General features: G+C 65.8%; 14 protein-coding genes. 2 read left to right on the top strand and 12 right to left on the bottom strand.

The features are described from left to right. Nucleotides 1-20: 20 nt before the first annotated feature. From nuoL to ACFQ4G_RS04715, 12 genes are all read right to left on the bottom strand, one after another. Nucleotides 21-2,126, bottom strand: a complete 2,106-nt coding sequence (nuoL, locus tag ACFQ4G_RS04770; RefSeq protein WP_238204244.1) for an NADH-quinone oxidoreductase subunit L — start codon at nt 2,124-2,126, stop codon at nt 21-23. A 102-nt stretch (nt 2,127-2,228) separates the two neighbouring features. Further along, nucleotides 2,229-2,534: an NADH-quinone oxidoreductase subunit NuoK gene (gene nuoK, locus ACFQ4G_RS04765; RefSeq protein ID WP_018042026.1), complete on the bottom strand. Its 306-nt coding sequence runs from the start codon at nt 2,532-2,534 to the stop codon at nt 2,229-2,231. Nucleotides 2,535-2,562: 28 nt separating this feature from the next. Continuing rightward, on the bottom strand, nt 2,563-3,183 hold the full coding sequence (locus ACFQ4G_RS04760; protein ID WP_238204247.1) for an NADH-quinone oxidoreductase subunit J: 621 nt from the start codon (nt 3,181-3,183) through the stop codon (nt 2,563-2,565). Nucleotides 3,184-3,304: 121 nt separating this feature from the next. Continuing rightward, nucleotides 3,305-3,793 (bottom strand): NADH-quinone oxidoreductase subunit NuoI, encoded by a 489-nt coding sequence (nuoI, locus tag ACFQ4G_RS04755; RefSeq protein ID WP_019906843.1) that lies wholly within the window; start codon nt 3,791-3,793, stop codon nt 3,305-3,307. 24 nt (nt 3,794-3,817) lie between these two features. Next, a complete protein-coding gene (gene nuoH / locus ACFQ4G_RS04750) occupies nt 3,818-4,834 on the bottom strand; it encodes an NADH-quinone oxidoreductase subunit NuoH (protein WP_238204248.1) in 1,017 nt (338 codons plus the stop codon). 12 nt (nt 4,835-4,846) lie between these two features. After that, nucleotides 4,847-6,928, bottom strand: a complete 2,082-nt coding sequence (gene nuoG / locus ACFQ4G_RS04745; RefSeq protein WP_238204250.1) for an NADH-quinone oxidoreductase subunit NuoG — start codon at nt 6,926-6,928, stop codon at nt 4,847-4,849. A 187-nt stretch (nt 6,929-7,115) separates the two neighbouring features. Continuing rightward, nucleotides 7,116-8,417, bottom strand: coding sequence for an NADH-quinone oxidoreductase subunit NuoF (gene nuoF, locus ACFQ4G_RS04740; RefSeq protein WP_238204253.1), 1,302 nt, complete (start codon nt 8,415-8,417; stop codon nt 7,116-7,118). A 1-nt stretch (nt 8,418) separates the two neighbouring features. Continuing rightward, nucleotides 8,419-9,492, bottom strand: a complete 1,074-nt coding sequence (gene nuoE, locus ACFQ4G_RS04735; RefSeq protein WP_238204254.1) for an NADH-quinone oxidoreductase subunit NuoE — start codon at nt 9,490-9,492, stop codon at nt 8,419-8,421. Between the two features lie 22 nt (nt 9,493-9,514). Further along, the gene (locus tag ACFQ4G_RS04730) at nt 9,515-10,705 is read right to left on the bottom strand and encodes an NADH-quinone oxidoreductase subunit D (protein WP_238204256.1); all 1,191 of its coding nucleotides are present in this window, start codon (nt 10,703-10,705) and stop codon (nt 9,515-9,517) included. Nucleotides 10,706-10,727: 22 nt separating this feature from the next. Next, nucleotides 10,728-11,372 carry an NADH-quinone oxidoreductase subunit C gene (locus ACFQ4G_RS04725; protein WP_238204258.1) on the bottom strand — a complete coding sequence of 215 codons (645 nt, stop codon included), beginning with the start codon at nt 11,370-11,372 and terminating at the stop codon, nt 10,728-10,730. A gap of 9 nt (nt 11,373-11,381) precedes the next feature. After that, the gene (locus tag ACFQ4G_RS04720) at nt 11,382-11,969 is read right to left on the bottom strand and encodes a NuoB/complex I 20 kDa subunit family protein (protein ID WP_238204261.1); all 588 of its coding nucleotides are present in this window, start codon (nt 11,967-11,969) and stop codon (nt 11,382-11,384) included. 51 nt (nt 11,970-12,020) lie between these two features. Continuing rightward, nucleotides 12,021-12,386 (bottom strand): NADH-quinone oxidoreductase subunit A, encoded by a 366-nt coding sequence (locus ACFQ4G_RS04715; RefSeq protein ID WP_056434386.1) that lies wholly within the window; start codon nt 12,384-12,386, stop codon nt 12,021-12,023. 448 nt (nt 12,387-12,834) lie between these two features. On the opposite strand from ACFQ4G_RS04715, the gene ACFQ4G_RS04710 reads away from it, so the two are divergent. Continuing rightward, a complete protein-coding gene (locus ACFQ4G_RS04710; RefSeq protein WP_238204263.1) occupies nt 12,835-13,968 on the top strand; it encodes a glycosyltransferase family 4 protein in 1,134 nt (377 codons plus the stop codon). A 295-nt stretch (nt 13,969-14,263) separates the two neighbouring features. Beyond that, the gene (locus tag ACFQ4G_RS04705; protein ID WP_238204265.1) at nt 14,264-16,597 is read left to right on the top strand and encodes an amylo-alpha-1,6-glucosidase; all 2,334 of its coding nucleotides are present in this window, start codon (nt 14,264-14,266) and stop codon (nt 16,595-16,597) included. The last annotated feature ends 322 nt before the right edge of the window (nt 16,598-16,919 follow it).

Genomic DNA, 16,919 nt, shown 5'->3' with positions numbered 1-16,919 from the left:
GGCCGTCACTGCGCGAGCCATCAATGCGTCACCTTGGGCATGCCGGTGAGCATGTACCAGCTGATGAGGCCGGCGACGCCGATGAGCATGACGAAAGCATAGTGGTAGACGTAACCGGTCTGGAGCCGGACCACGCCGCGGGTGACGTCGAGCACGCGCGTGGCGATGCCGTCGGGACCGAGCCCGTCGATGACGCGGCCATCGCCCTCCTTCCAGAGGAACTTCCCGAAACCCTTGGCCGGACGGACGAAGATCCGGTCGTAGAGCTCGTCGAAATACCACTTGTTGAGCAGGAAGCGGTACAGGCTCGGCTGCTGGGCAGCGAGCTGGCCGGGCAGTTCCGGGCGGCGGATATACATCCAGAAAGCCAGGACGAAGCCGGTCATCAGCATGATGAAGGGCGAGTAGGTCACCAGAGCCGGCACCGAATGGATGTCGTGCATGATGTGGTTGTCGGGGCCGTGGCCGAGCGCATGGCCCCAGAACGTCTCCATGCCGTCGCCGATGAAGCGGTTCTTGAAGATCAGGCCGGCGAACAGCGCGCCGAAGGCGAGGATCGCGAGAGGGATCGTCATCACCAGCGGGCTCTCATGCGGCGTGTGCGCATGGTCGTGATGTTCGATCGCGCTATGCGAGGCCGGCTCGACGTCGTGGCCCTTGTCGTCATGGGCTACGCCCTCGTGGTGACCCGGCGCGCCGTCGGCCTGAACCGCCGAAGACGCGTGCGCAACGGCCGGCGTCGCGTGGTGGCCGTCGTGATGAGCGGCGCCGTGTCCCGCCCAGCGGGCCGGACCCTCGAAGGTCATGAAGAACAGGCGCCAGGAATAGAACGAGGTCATCAAGGCGGCGATGACGGTCGCGAGGAAGGCCAGCGTGTGGCCCGGTCGCGTCGAGGCATAGGCCGCCTCAATGATCGCGTCCTTCGAATAGTAGCCGGCGGTGAAGGGGAAACCGATCAGCGCCAGGGTACCGATGGTCATCATGGCGGAGGTGAAGGGGATGTAGCGGCGCAGCGCCCCCATGTTCCGCATGTCCTGCTCGTGATGCATCGCGTGGATGACCGAACCGGCGCCGAGGAACAGCAGCGCCTTGAAGAAGGCATGGGTGAAGAGGTGGAACACGGCGGCCGAATAGGCGCCGACGCCGAGGGCCACGAACATGTAGCCGAGCTGCGAGCAGGTCGAGTAGGCGATGACGCGCTTGATGTCGTTCTGCACCATGCCGATCGTGGCCGCGAAGAACGCGGTGATGCCGCCGATGACCGTTACGACGATGAGCGCGTTGGGGGCCACCTCGAACAGCGGCGACAGGCGCGCCACCATGAACACGCCGGCGGTGACCATGGTCGCGGCGTGGATCAGGGCGGAGACCGGGGTCGGTCCCTCCATCGCGTCGGGCAGCCAGGTGTGGAGCAGGAACTGCGCCGACTTGCCCATGGCGCCCATGAACAGGAGCAGGCACGCCAGCGTCATGGCGTTCCAGTCGTAGCCGAGGAAGTGGAAGGTCGCGTCCTTGAGCTCATTGGCGCGCGGCAGGATGCCGTCGAAGGCCACCGACCCGAACAGGACGAAGACGAGGAAGATGCCCAGCGAGAAGCCGAAATCGCCGACGCGGTTGACGATGAAGGCCTTCATCGCGGCCGCGTTGGCGGAAGGCTTCTCGTACCAGAATCCGATCAGCAGATAGGAGGCGAGGCCGACGCCCTCCCAGCCGAAGAACATCTGCACGAGGTTGTCGGACGTCACCAGCATCAGCATGGCGAAGGTGAACAGCGACAGGTAGGCGAAGAAGCGCGGCCGGTGCGGATCCTCCTCCATGTAGCCCACGGAGTAGAGATGGACGAGGGTCGAGACCGTGGTCACCACCACCAGCATCACAACGGTGAGCGTGTCGATGCGGAAGGCCCAGTCGACCACGAGGTCGCCGGCCGTGAACCAGGTCGCCACCTGCACGCGGGTGGCGTGATCCGAGCCCGGGACCTCGAAGAAGGCGCCCCAGGACAGGAGGGCGGAGAAGGCGAGGAAGCCGGTGGTGATGTACTCGCACACGCGAGGACCCAGCTGGCGCCCGAACAGGCCGGCGAGCAGGGCTCCGATGAGCGGGAAGAAGACGATCGCGTGATACATCGCTGGCTGGCCCGGCCTCCGGAAGCGTGCCGGATGACCGGCCTCGCTCCATGTTCGTCTAGGGGATCGCGCGGCGCGCCGCGCGGCTCGGCATGTGGATGATCAGCCCTTCATCATGTTCACGTCCTCCACCGCGATGGAGCCGCGGTTTCGGAAGAACACGACGAGGATGGCGAGCCCGATGGCCGCTTCTGCCGCCGCCACCGTGAGCACGAAGAGGGCGAAGACCTGGCCGGTGATGTCGTTGAGGTGGGTGGAGAACGCCACGAGGTTGATGTTCACGGCGAGCAGGATCAGCTCCACCGACATCAGGATGACGATGATGTTCTTGCGGTTCACGAAGATGCCGAGCACGCCGAGCGTGAACAGGATCGCCGCCACCGTGAGGTAATGGCTCAAGCCGATCATGAGCGCTGATCCTTCTCTGGAGCCGACATCAGACCTCGACACCCTGGCGCGAGGGCACCTTGCGGGTCTCGACCGCCATCTCCTGCGTCCGGGCGTTCTGAACGGAAATGTTCTGGCGCTTCACGCCCGGCCGGTCACGCAGGGTGAGCACGATCGCGCCGATCATCGCCACCAGCAGGATCAGTCCGGCCAGTTGGAAGAAGAAGACGTAGTCGGTGTAGAGCACGCGCCCGAGCATCTGGGTGTTGGTGACGCCCTCGACATTGGCGAGCGGGCCGAGCGGCGCCTGCATCAGGCCGGGATCGATGGTCCAGGAACCGACGACCAGCAGCAGTTCGATCAGGAAGATCGCCCCGATCAGGGCACCGACCGGCAGGTATTGCTGGAAGCCCTGCCGCAGCTGCGCGAAATCCACGTCGAGCATCATCACGACGAAGAGGAACAGCACGGCGACGGCGCCGACATAGACGACGACGAGGATCATCGCCAGGAACTCGGCGCCCATCAGGACGAACAGGCCGGCCGCGTTGACGAAGGCCAGGATGAGAAAGAGCACCGACGCGACCGGGTTGCGCGAGGTGATGACCATGAACGCGGACGCGATCGCGATGCCGGCGAACAGGTAGAAGAAGGCTGCGGCTGCACTCATGCGATTATGGAGATCAGCCGTCCCGAGGACGGCCCCTTCTGCCGAAAGTCAAACCGGCCCGTGCAGGCCGCCCGTCTATAGAACCCACCCCTGCGGTGCACAACCGCCGGAGCCCCCCTGATCACCGGTATGGCGCGTCCACCGCGAGGTTCCGCGCGATCTCGCGTTCCCAGCGGTCGCCATTCAGGAGGAGCTTGTCCTTGTCGTAGAGAAGCTCCTCGCGAGTCTCCACCGAGAACTCGAGATTCGGGCCCTCGACGATGGCATCCACCGGGCAGGCCTCCTGGCACATGCCGCAATAGATGCACTTCACCATGTCGATGTCGTAGCGCGTGGTGCGCCGCGTGCCGTCGTTGCGGCGCGGGCCGGCCTCGATGGTGATGGCCTGCGCCGGGCAGATCGCCTCGCACAGCTTGCAGGCGATGCAGCGCTCCTCACCGTTGGGATAGCGGCGGAGCGCATGCTCGCCGCGAAAGCGCGGCCCGCGATGCCCCATCTCGAAGGGGTAGTTGATCGTGGCCTTCGGCTTGAAGAAATAGCGCATGGCGAGGGCGAACCCCGACACGAACTCCTTCAGCAGCAGACCCTTAGCGACCTGATCGAGCTTCATGGCTCGGATCTCCGTGAGGGGTTGTCAAACACCCGGCGCGAGGCCAGTGAGCTTGAGGACAAAGGCGACGACGACGACCGAGACGAGCGAGAGCGGAAGGAACACCTTCCAGCCGAGGCGCATGAGCTGGTCGTAGCGGTAGCGGGGCACCATGGCCTTCACCATGGCGATCATGAAGAACAGGAAGCTCGCCTTCAGGGCGAACCAGATCAGCCCGGGCACCCAGGTGAAGGGCGCGAACGGGATCGGCGAGAGCCATCCGCCGAGGAACAGCACGGTTCCCAAGGCGCACATGGTCATGATCGCCACGTACTCGCCGAGCATGAACAGCAGGTAGGGCGTCGAGGAATACTCGACCATGTAGCCGGCGACCAACTCCGATTCGGCCTCCGGCAGGTCGAAGGGAGGGCGGTTGGTCTCCGCGAGCGCGGAGACGAAGAACACCACGAACATTGGGAACAGCCACAGCCAATACCAGCCGAGGATGCCGAGGGAGGTGTCCTGCGCCATGACGATGCGCGAGAGGTTGAGCGAGCCGGCGCAGAGCAGCACGCAGATGATCACGAAGCCCAAGCTGACTTCGTAGGAGATCATCTGCGCGGCGGAGCGCAGAGCGCCGAGGAAGGCGTATTTCGAGTTCGAGGCCCAGCCGCCCATCAACACGCCGTAGACGCCGAGCGACGAGATCGCGAAGATGTAGGTGATGCCGACATTGAGGTCGGCGATGGCCCAACCCTCTGCCAGCGGGATCACTGCCCAGGCCGCGAGCGCCAGGGTGGCGAAGACCAGAGGCGCCAGCAGGAACAGCGCTTTGTTGGCGCCGGCCGGAATCACCGGCTCCTTCAGCACGAATTTCAGAAGATCGGCGAAGGACTGGAACAGGCCCCAGGGCCCGACGACGTTGGGGCCGCGGCGCAGCTGCACCGCCGCCCAAATCTTGCGATCGGCCAGCAACGCGTAGGCGATGAAGACGAGAAGCAGCGCCAGGAGCACGAAGCTCTTGAGGATCAGCAGCAGGACGGTGCCCACGATTTCCAGCATGGTCGGCAGCCCCTATTCCGCCGCTTCGAGGCCGCGCGTCCGCGCGAGGCTCGAGCATTCGGCCAGTACCCGCGAGGCGCGGGCGACGGCATTGGTGAGGTAGAAATCCGGAACCGCCGGAGCAAAGGCCGAACGGCTCGGCTCGCCGCCCAAGCCCGCCAGCGTCTCGACCGTAGCGGCCACATCGCTGGCCGCCACCGCGTCGAGGGCGGCGAAATGCGGATACTCGGCATAGAGCGCGCGCCGCAGGGCACCGAGCGAATCGAATGCGAGGCGCTTGCCGAGCACGTCGGAGAGGGCGCGCAGGATCGCCCAATCCTCGCGGGCGTCGCCCGGCGGGAAGCCGGCGCGGTTGGTGGTCTGCACCCGGCCTTCGAGATTGACGAAGGTGGCGTTCTTCTCGGTATAAGCCGCGCCCGGAAGGATCACGTCGGCGCGGGTGGCCCCGCGGTCGCCATGCGTGCCCTGGTAGACCACGAAGGCGCCGGCACCGATCTCGACCTCGTCGGCACCGAGGTTGAACATCACGTCGAGGGCGCCTGGCTCGGCCATCTGTGCGAGCGTCAAAGCACCCTCCCCCGGCACGAAGCCGAGATCGAGAGCGCCCACGCGGGCGGCAGCGGTCTGGAGCACGGCAAAGCCGTTCCACTCAGCGGTGACCGCACCGATCTCCCCGGCCAGCTTGGCTGCCGCCGAGAGGATGGCGGCACCGTCCGGACGGGCCAGCGCACCGGTCCCGACGATGACCAGTGGCCGGCTCGCCGCCCTCAGCACCTCGGCGAAGCTGTGCTTGCCGGCAGCGATGTCGGCAAGGGTCTCCGGACCGGCACCGAGATAGGTGTGGGGATAGGTGAGGTCCACGGCCTCGCCGATAAGACCGACCGCCAGCGGCGCCATGCGCCAGCGCTTGCGGATGCGGACGTTGAGAAGCGAGGCTTCCAGGCGCGGGTTGGTCCCGACGAGGAGGATCGCGTCCGCCTCCTCGATGCCGGGGATGGTGGGGTTGAAGGTGTAGGCGGCGCGACCCCAGGCCGGGTCAATCGCCTCGCCCGCCTGACGGCAGTCGAGATTGGTCACGCCGAGCGACCCCATGAGGGTCTTCAGGGCATAGATCTCCTCGACGGCGGCGAGATCGCCGACGATGGCACCGACGCGCTTCGGATCGGCGGCTTTCGTCTTCGCGGCGATGGCCGCGAAGGCCTCACCCCAGGAGGCCGGACGCAGGCGGCCGTTCTCGCGCAGATAGGGCCGGTCGAGGCGCTGGGCGCGCAGGCCGTCCACCGCGTGGCGGGTCTTGTCGGAGATCCACTCCTCGTTGATGTCCTCGTTCACCCGCGGCTCGATCTGCATGACCTCGCGGCCACGGGCATCGACGCGGATGGCGCAGCCCACCGCATCCATCACGTCGATCGATTCGGTCTTGGACAATTCCCAGGGCCGCACCTCGTAGCTCTGCGGCTTGTGGACGAGGGCGCCCACGGGGCAGAGATCGGCGACGTTGCCCTGAAGCTCCGAGCCCATGGCCGATTCGAGGTAGCTCGTGATCTCCATGTCCTCGCCGCGCCCGATGGCGCCGAGATCCGGCACACCGGCGACCTCCGCGAGGAAGCGGACACAGCGGGTGCAATGGATGCAGCGGTTCATGGCGGTCCGCACCAGCGGGCCGATATACTTTTCCTCGACCGCGCGCTTGTTCTCGCCGTAGCGGGTCGAATCGACGCCGTAGGCCATGGCCTGATCCTGCAGGTCGCAATGCCCGCCCTGGTCACAGATCGGGCAATCGAGCGGGTGATTGATGAGGAGAAACTCCATCACCCCCTCGCGAGCCTTCTTCGTGGTTCCCGAGCGCGTCAGGATCTCCGGCGGCTCACCATTGGGGCCGGGCCGGCAATCCTTCACCGCGTAGGCGCAGGAGGCGACGGGTTTCGGCGCGCCCTTCAGCTCGACCAAGCACATGCGGCAATTGCCGGCGATGGACAGCCGCTCGTGGAAGCAGAAGCGCGGGATCTCCGCGCCCGCGACTTCGCAAGCCTGGAGCAGGGTGTACTCGGCCGGAACATCGACCTCGGTGCCGTCGACGATGAGTTTTGTCATGCGATCATCTCGGAGTTCGGCACAAAATCCGGGTTTGACGTCCCATCCGCGACTTCATCCTGAGGTGCGAGGCGAAGCCGAGCCTCGAAGGAGCCCTCAATGAGACTCTGCGCTTTCTGGAGATCTCCTTCGAGGCCGCTTCGCGGCGCCTCAGGATGAGGTCGAGTGTGGAATGACGACATCGGCGCTATTCCGCCGCCATCGGCACAGGGTCGCTGTGCGGATTGGCGCTGTAGCGGTCGATGCGCTTCTCGATCTCGGGTCGGAAGTGGCGGATGAGGCCCTGGATCGGCCACGCGGCGGCATCGCCGAGTGCGCAGATCGTGTGGCCCTCGATCTGCTTCGTCACGTCGAGGAGCATGTCGATCTCACGCCGCTGGGCCCGGCCTTCGGCCATGCGCAGCATCACGCGCCACATCCAGCCGGTACCCTCACGGCACGGCGTGCACTGGCCGCAAGACTCGTGCTTGTAGAAATAGGCAATGCGGGCGATCGCCGAGACGATGTCCGTGGACCTGTCGAGCACGATGACCGCCGCCGTGCCGAGGCCGGAGCCGAGATTCTTCAGCGTGTCGAAATCCATCTTGGCGTCGATGATCTGCTCGGCCGGCACCAGCGGCACCGATGAGCCGCCCGGGATCGAGCAGAGCAGGTTGTCCCAGCCGCCGCGCATGCCGCCGCAATGCTTGTCGATCAGCTCTCGGAAGGTGATCCCGAGTTCTTCCTCGACATTGCAGGGCTTGTTGACGTGGCCGGAGACGCAGAACAGCTTCGTGCCGGTATTGTTCTTTCCGCCGAGCCCGGCGAACCACGCGCCGCCCCGGCGCAGGATGGTTCCGGCGACGGCGATCGACTCGACGTTGTTCACCGTAGTGGGGCAGCCGTAGAGACCCATATTGGCGGGGAATGGCGGCTTGAGCCGCGGCATTCCCTTCTTGCCTTCGAGGCTTTCGAGGAGTGCCGTCTCCTCGCCGCAGATGTAGGCGCCCGCGCCGTGATGGACGTAGATGTCGAACGGATAGCCGTGGACGTTGTCCTTGCCCACGAGCCGGGCAGCATAGGCCTCGTCCACGGCCTTCTGCAGGGCGTGCTTCTCGGCCACGTACTCGCCGCGAATGTAGATGTAGCAGGCATGCGCCGCCATCGAGAACGAGGCCAGCATGCAGCCCTCGATCAGGAGATGCGGATCGTGCCGCATGATCTCCCGGTCCTTGCAGGTGCCCGGCTCGGATTCGTCGGCATTGACGACGAGGTAATGCGGGCGCCCGTCGGACTTCTTGGGCATGAACGACCATTTCAGGCCGGTCGGAAAGCCGGCGCCGCCGCGGCCACGCAGGCCCGAGGCCTTCATCTCGTCGATGATCCAGTCGCGGCCCATTTCCAGCAGGAACTTGGTGCCGTCCCACGCGCCGCGCTTCCTGGCTTCTTCCAGGGTCGGTGAATGCAGGCCGTAGAGATTGGTGAAGATGCGATCCTGATCGGAGAGCATGTCAGTTCTCCTCGGTCTTCGGGGCGGCCGGCGTCTTCGCGACTGACGGCTTCTTCGGCTTGGGCGCGGCCGCATCGGGGCTGGCGCCGGACACGGCCGGTTGCGGCGGCGGCTCGTTCCGCGGCAGATCGGACTGCGTTCCGGCCTCCGCTCCCGCAGCCTCCGCCTTCGCGATGATCTCAGGAGCGGACGGGGCCGGCTTGTTCGGCTGTGCCGTCGATTCCTTCGGATCGGCCGCATCGGCCGCGTCGCCGGATTTCACCGGAATCTCACCGGACGCGGCCCGCTGGGCGGGGGCATCGGCGGGAGGCTTCTCGGCCGCCCGGCCGGAATCGGGCTTGGCCGGCTTCGGGTCGTTCGCCGCACGCTGCTCGGAGGACGCGGCCTCGGCCTTGCCATCGGCATCGTCGGATTTCGCGGCCTGATCCTCGAAGCGCTTGCGCCACGCCCCGACGCGGGAGCCGTCGAACAGCGTTTCGTCGGTCAGGGTATCGGCTCCGCCCTTCGGTTCGGAGGAGGTGCGGCCCACTTGCGAGCCGATCGTCACCGGACGGCCGGCGGCGAGATCGTCCATCAGCTTGCCGAGGAGATCCGGCGTCAGGTCCTCGTAGTAATCCTGGTTGATCTGCGCCATCGGCGCGTTGCAGCAGGCGCCGAGACACTCGACTTCGAGCCAGGAGAAATTGCCGTCGGCACTCACATGGCCGGGCGGTCCGAGACGGTCCTGAAGATAGCCCTTCAGCTCACGCGCGCCGCAGGAATCGCATGGCACCGTGCCGCAGAGCTGGATCCAGAACCGGCCCACCGGCTCGAGGGCGAACATCGTGTAGAAGGTCGCGACTTCGAGCACGCGGATATGCGGCATGCCGAGTTCGGCCGCCACCGCCTCGATCGCCTTCTGCGGAAGCCAGCCACCATTCTGCTCCTGCGCCTTCCACAGCAGCGGGATCACGGCGGAGGCCTGACGCCCCTCCGGGTATTTCTCGATCTGCCCTTTGGCCCATTCGGCATTCTCGGACGAGAACGCGAAGCTGGCCGGCTGTTCGGAGGCGGGCGCGAGTCTGCGATTGGCCATCAGTTCGAAACCTCGAATGCCGTCACCGGTCCACCTCGCCGAACACGATGTCGAGCGTGCCGAGCACGCAGGACACGTCGGCCAGCATGTGGCCGCGGCACATCCAGTCCATCGCCTGGAGGTGGGCGAAACCCGGAGCGCGGATCTTGCAGCGGTAGGGCTTGTTGGTGCCATCGGCGACGAGATAGACGCCGAACTCGCCCTTGGGTGCCTCGACCGCCGCGTAGACTTCGCCGCCCGGCACGTGGAAGCCCTCGGTGTAGAGCTTGAAATGGTGGATCAGCGCTTCCATCGAGCGCTTCATCTCGCGGCGCGGGGGCGGCGCGAACTTGCCGTCGGTGGCCGCGATCGGCCCCAGCCCGGCGGGCTCTCGCAGCTTCACGCAGCATTGACGCATGATCTTGGCCGATTCGCGCATCTCTTCCATGCGGATAACCTGGCGATCGTAGGTGTCGCCGTTCTTCCCCACGGGGATGTCGAACTCCATCTCCTCGTAGCACTCGTAGGGCTGCGACTTGCGCAGGTCCCACGGGATGCCGGAGCCGCGCACCATCACGCCGGAGAAGCCCCAGGCCATGGCCTCGTCCACGGTGACGATGCCGATATCGACGTTGCGCTGCTTGAAGATGCGGTTCGACATGACGAGGTCGTCGAGATCGTCGACCACCTGCAGGAACGGATCGATGAAGGCCTCGATATCGTCGATCAGCGCGGACGGCAGATCCTGGTGGACGCCGCCGGGCCGGAAATAATTGGCGTGAAGCCGAGCGCCCGACGCGCGCTCGTAGAAGATCATGAGCTTCTCGCGCTCCTCGAACCCCCAGAGCGGCGGCGTCAGCGCGCCGACATCCATGGCCTGCGTGGTGACGTTGAGGAGGTGGGAGAGGATGCGGCCGATCTCGCAGAACAAGGTGCGGATCAGCTGGGCGCGGCGCGGCACCGTGAGCCCGAGCAGCTTCTCGATGCCGAGGCAGAAGGCATGCTCCTGGTTCATCGGCGACACGTAGTCGAGCCTGTCGAAATAGGGCGTGGCCTGCAGGTAGGTCTTGTGCTCGATCAGCTTCTCGGTGCCGCGATGGAGCAGGCCGATATGCGGATCGACCCGCTCGACGATCTCTCCGTCGAGTTCCAGCACGAGCCTCAGCACGCCGTGCGCCGCCGGGTGCTGCGGCCCGAAATTGATCGCGAAGTTGCGGATGTTGTGCTCGGTCATCGGGCGTCTCCGGCTGCGCCGCTCAAGCCGACTTCTTCTCGTCGCCCGGGAGCACGTAGTCGGTGCCCTCCCACGGCGAGAGGAAGTCGAAGTTCCGGAATTCCTGGGTGAGCTTCACCGGCTCGTAGACGACCCGGGCCTCGTCCTGATCGTAACGGACCTCGACGAAGCCAGTGAGCGGGAAGTCCTTGCGGAGCGGGTGCCCCTCGAAACCGTAATCGGTGAGCAGCCGGCGCAGATCCGGGTGGCCCGAGAACAGGATGCCGTAGAGATCGTAGGTCTCGCGCTCGAACCAGTTCGCGGCCGGGAACACGTCGATGACGCTCGGCACGGGCGTCTGGTCGTCGGTCTGGACCTTCACCCGGATGCGGCTGTTATGGCGCAGCGAGAGCAGATGGTAGACGACGTCGAAGCGCTTCTCGCGGTTGGGATAATCCGCTCCGCAGATGTCGATGAAGCAGCGGAAGGCGCAGGCCGGGTCGTCGCGCAGGTAGGTCAGCGCGTAGACGATGTCGCTCGCCTGCACGTTCAGGGTGAGTTCGCCGAAGGCGATGACGCGCGAGACGATGGCCGGGCCGAGGGCCGCGCCGATCTGGTCGCCGAGGGCCTGGAGCGAGCCGTCGGCCGGAGCCGAGGTATGGGCGAGGATCGAGATGCCGTTGCTCATCGCAGACCCTCAGCGCTCGATCGTGCCGGTGCGGCGGATCTTCTTCTGCAGGAGGAGCACGCCGTAGAGCAGCGCCTCCGCGGTCGGTGGGCAGCCCGGCACGTAGATGTCCACCGGCACCACCCGGTCGCAGCCGCGCACCACCGAGTAGGAGTAATGGTAGTAGCCGCCGCCATTGGCACAGGAGCCCATGGAGATGACGTAGCGCGGCTCCGGCATCTGGTCGTAGACCTTGCGCAGGGCCGGGGCCATCTTGTTGGTGAGCGTGCCGGCGACGATCATCACGTCAGACTGGCGCGGCGAACCGCGCGGGGCGAAGCCGAAGCGCTCGCAATCGTAGCGCGGCATCGACATCTGCATCATCTCGACGGCGCAGCAGGCGAGACCGAACGTCATCCACATCAGCGAGCCGGTGCGGGCCCAGTTGATGAGGTCGTCCGTCGAGGTCAGCAGGAATCCGCGGTCGGCGAGCTCGCTGTTGATCGACAGGAAGGTCGGATCGTTGGCGCCGACGGGTCGGCCGGTATTGGGATCGATGATCCCCTTGGGAGCCGGTGCGACCTCGGGGACGCGGGATATGTCGGGGCTGAAGGCCATCGGTTTCTCGGGATCAGGCTTCGGGCAATGCGAGGTCTGGCAGGCGGGACGCTAGTCCCACTCGAGGGCGCCCTTGCGCCACTCGTAGACGAACCCGACCGTGAGCACGCCGAGGAAGGCCATCATCGACCACATGCCGAACCAGCCGAGTTCCCCGAAGGTGATCGCCCAGGGAAACAGGAAAGCCACTTCGAGGTCGAAGATGATGAACAGGATGGCGACGAGGTAGAACCGCACGTCGAACTTCATGCGGGCGTCGTCGAAAGCGTTGAAGCCGCACTCGTAGGCGGAGAGCTTTTCGGGATCGGGGCTGTTGTAGGCCACCAGGAACGGCGCCACGAGCAGGGCCACGGCGATGAAGAGGGACACGCCGATGAAGACGATGAGGGGCAGATAATCTGCCAACAGGCCTGTCATGCGACACCTCTCGGGTTCGTGGCGGGCGGCACGCCTCGCGAGCGCTCGGATGGTATGGAATTGCTCCAATCCCAGTCTGCGCAGGCGCGAGGCTTAGACGACCCCCTTGAGTGAAACAAGGGCATCGTGCGTCGCACAAATCCCGCCATGCGACAGAGGTAGGCCGCTTGTCTCACCCGACAACACGACCGATCCGCACAGGGCCTCCCCGTGTTCGGTCCCGACACCTCGCCTGGCCGCCTTCCTGCATGGCGCAGAGCCCGGCCCGGCGGCGATTCCGGGGGGTCTGGAAACAAGGATACCGGGGACATCCGAGCAACGCCGGCGGAAGGGAATGGCGCTCTCTGACCACTCGGAACCATAACCTTGGCCGTGAGTTCCGTTCATGTCCCACTCAGGCCGGTTGGCGTTAGGTCGTCGCAACATTCGACCTTACAGGAGACGTTTCGTGCGCATTGCCCAGATTGCTCCGCTCTCGGAGGCCGTGCCTCCCAAGTTCTATGGCGGTACCGAGCGCGTCGTATCGTGGATCACGGAAGAACTCGTCCGCCAGGGGCACGACGTGACGCTGTTCGCGAGCGGCGATTCCGAGACGTCCGCCAAGCTCGCCGCCTGCACGCCGGAAGGTCTCCGCCTGCTCGGCTATCGCGACCACACCGCGAGCCACCTCGCGATGCTGCACAACGTCCACAAGCGTGCGCATGAATTCGACGTGCTGCACTTCCACATCGATCTTCTGCAGTATCCGATGTTCGAAGATCTCTACCACAAGTGCGTGACCACCATGCACGGTCGCCTCGACGTGCCGGATTTCATGCCGGTCTACCGTACCTTCACGGGCATGCCCCTGGTATCGATCTCCGACAACCAGCGCGAGCCGATGCCGTCGAACTCGAACTGGCAGTCCACGATCCATCACGGCCTGCCGGCCGAGAACTGCCCGTTCTATCCGGAAGCCAAGGGCGGCTACCTCGCCTTCCTCGGCCGTATCTCGCCCGAGAAGCGTCCCGACCGCGCCATCCAGATGGCGATCCAGTCCGGCGTGAAGCTCAAGATCGCCGCCAAGGTCGACAAGGCCGACCAGGATTACTGGGACGAGGTCATCGAGCCGATGATCCATCATCCCCTCGTCGAGTTCATCGGCGAGATCAACGAGGAGCAGAAGAAGGATTTCCTCGGCAACGCCCTGGCCCTGGCCTTCCCGATCGATTGGCCGGAGCCCTTCGGCCTCGTGATGATCGAGGCGATGTCGGCCGGCACCCCGGTGATCGCCTTCCGCAACGGCTCGGTCCCCGAAGTGATCGCCGACGGCATCAGCGGCGTCCTGTGCGAGACGATGGACGATGCGGTCGCAGCGGTGCACAAGGTGAAGACCATGAGCCGCGCCGGCGTCCGTCGCCACTTCGAGACGCAATTCACCGCCGAGTGCATGGTGAAGAAGTACGTCGCGGTCTACGAGCAGTTGCTCGCGGGTGAGCAGAACGTGATCAAGATGCCTCATGCGGGAGCGTTCACGCCGCATTACGGCGACTTGAACGGCTCGGCCCGCCCATCGCTCTCCGCAGCGGCGATGCCGGCTTAAAAAAAAACGTTTCAGAAAGGCTGGTGCCATCGGGCATCAGCCTTGCTAACCTCTTTCCGAGTCGGCGGCGCTCCATGCGAGGTCCACCGGTCCCGGTTTCCGAAGGCCGCTGAGTCGCCTGGTCGCGATCGGCGGCTTTTTGATTCCCAATCCACGGTCGAGCACCCCAGACCGGAGAGCGACCCTGCTTTTCCGAGACGCTCGATGCGACGACGAGGATGTGCGGCATCGCGCGGGGCTCCTCCCCGTTGCGATACCGTAGATCCGGCAGCCCATTTCCCGGAGACGTTCAGGCATGGCGGCGAACACTTCCACGGCTACGACACAGGACAGTCCCACCGGCAACGGCTTGGGACAGGGCTTCCAGGATGCCGACGCGGTGCTGCCGCAATATCATATCGAGGCACAGACCTCTCTGGTCGAGCGCCCCCTGCGCTCGCTGAAATACGGCGAGGCTTTCGCCGTCCTCGACAGCTACGGCGATATCGGCGTGCTTCCCGGCCCCGAGGGCCTGTACTTCCAGGACACGCGCTACCTCTCCCGCCTCGGCTTCACCATCGAGGATCAGCGGCCGCTGCTGCTCTCCTCGGTGATGCAGGACGATAATGGAGCGCTCAGCGTCGACATGACGACGCCGGACATCCGCATCGACGCTCATGACGAGACCACGATCCCGCGCGAGCTGATCGCCATCGAGCGCACCAAGTTCCTGTTCAAGGGCGCGTGCTACGATCGGATCGGCCTGCGCAACTACGATTCGCGTCATTGGAAGCTCAAGATCGGCGTGACCTTCGACGCCGATTACCGCGACCTGTTCGAAGTACGCGGTATGGACCGGCCGGTCCGCGGCAAGCGCAGCGTCCAGGTGGCGAGCGAATCGGAAGTCCAGTTCCGCTATGTCGGCCTCGACGAGGTGGTGCGCACCACGAGCCTGCATTTCGGTCCGAAGCCGAAACATATCGAGCCGGGCCGGGCCGAGTTCGAGGTCTCGCTTCCGCCGGGCGGCCGGACCTCGCTGTTCATCCGCGTCGTCTGCGAATCGCACCGTGCCTTCACCAGCGCTCCGGCCGCCGAGAAGGTGGGCGAGGATGCCGCCGCCGGCCTGTCGCAGGCGGCCGGCAGCGCTGCGGTCGCGCGCCATCCGAAGGGCCTGGGCGAAGGCGTGATCTTCGCCCGCGCCTATCGCGATGCGCGACGGGACCTGCGCCAGCTCACCGCCGGCATCACCACGATCATCTCGTCGAACGACCAGTTCAACGAGGCGGCCTGCCGCGCCACCGCCGACCTCTACATGCTGGCGAGCCGCACGCCCGAGGGAATCTATCCCTTCGCCGGCATCCCCTGGTACTCGACGGTGTTCGGGCGCGACGGGATCATCACCGCGATGATGGCGCTCTGGATCGACCCGAACTTCGCCAAGGGCGTCCTGCGCTACCTCGCCTCGACCCAGGCCAAGGCGGTCGACCCGGCCGCCGATGCGCAGCCGGGCAAGGTGCTGCACGAGACCCGGCGCGGCGAGATGGCGATGCTCGGCGAGGTGCCGTTCCGTCACTATTACGGAACGATCGACGGGACGCCGCTCTTCGTGATGCTGGCCTATGAATACTACGCCGTCACCGGCGACATCGAGACGGTCAAGCGGATCTGGCCGGCCCTCGAACTCGCCGTCGAATGGATGAACAGGTACGGCGACCGCGATGGCGACGGCTTCGTCGAATATGCCCGCGACACCGACAAGGGCCTGGAGAATCAGGGCTGGAAGGACAGCCACGATTCGATCTTCCACACCGACGGCCATCTCGCCAAGGGTCCGATCGCCCTGTGCGAGGTCCAGGGCTACGTCTATGCCGCCAAGAACGGCATGGCCAAGCTCGCCACCCTGCTGGGCCACGACGCGTTCGCCAGTCGGCTCGGCGAGGAGGCGCTGGCGCTTCGCGAAAACTTCGACAAGGCGTTCTGGTGCGAGGAGATCGGCACCTACGCGCTGGCCCTCGATGGGGCGAAGAAGCAATGTGCCGTGCGCTCGTCCAATGCCGGGCATGCGCTCTTTACGGGCATCGCCCTGCCGGAACGCGCCGCCAGCGTCGCGGCCAATCTCCTGTCGAAGGACGGGTTCAACGGCTGGGGCGTGCGGACGATCGCGCGCGGCGAGGCCCGCTACAACCCGATGTCGTATCATAACGGCTCGATCTGGCCGCACGACAACGCCATGGTCGCGATGGGCCTCGCCCGCTACGACCTCAAGCCGGAAGCGTCCCGCATCTTCCAGGGCATGTTCGACACCGCGCTCTACCAGGATCAGAAGCGGCTGCCGGAGCTGTTCTGCGGCTTCATGCGCCGCAACCAGCGCGGGCCCGTCTCCTATCCGGTGGCCTGCTCGCCCCAGGCCTGGGCTGCGGCGGCACCCTTCGCCTTCCTCTCGGCCTGTATCGGCCTCGAGATCCAGCACGATCGCAACCGCATCCGCCTGCGCAACCCCACCCTGCCGGACTTCCTCGAAGGCGTCTCGATCTTCAACCTGAAGCTCGGCACGTCGCGGATCGACCTGCGGGTCCAACGCTACGGCAGCGACGTCACCGTCAATGTCCTGCGGCGGGTCGGCGACGCTCAGGTCTCGGTGGTCAAGTAGGACGGACGAAAGGCTCAGTTCCAGGGGCGGTGAACACACCGCCCCTTCCCAAGCCGGGTGGAGCGACAGCGGAACCCAGCCGAGAACGTCGGGAAGCACTCGACCATGAGCCGCTGACGCGGCGCATCTTCTGCCGGGTCCCGGATCACCCTCCGCTCACGCTCCGGGCGTCCGGGAAAGGGGCCGCGGGCGGACGAGTGCTGGCCTCACCCGAAACGGCGCCGAAGAAACACCCTCAGTTCAGCTCGCCCCCTTCTCCGGGCGGGTGGAGCGACAGCGGAGTCCGACCCGGAGCCCAGCGCAGAACGTCGCGAAGCGCTCG

Source organism: Methylobacterium marchantiae, assembly GCF_042679825.1.
Taxonomy (GTDB): Bacteria; Pseudomonadota; Alphaproteobacteria; order Rhizobiales; family Beijerinckiaceae; genus Methylobacterium; species Methylobacterium marchantiae.
Note: the sequence above shows the minus strand (reverse complement) of the source record. Positions and strands in the feature narration are given on the sequence as shown.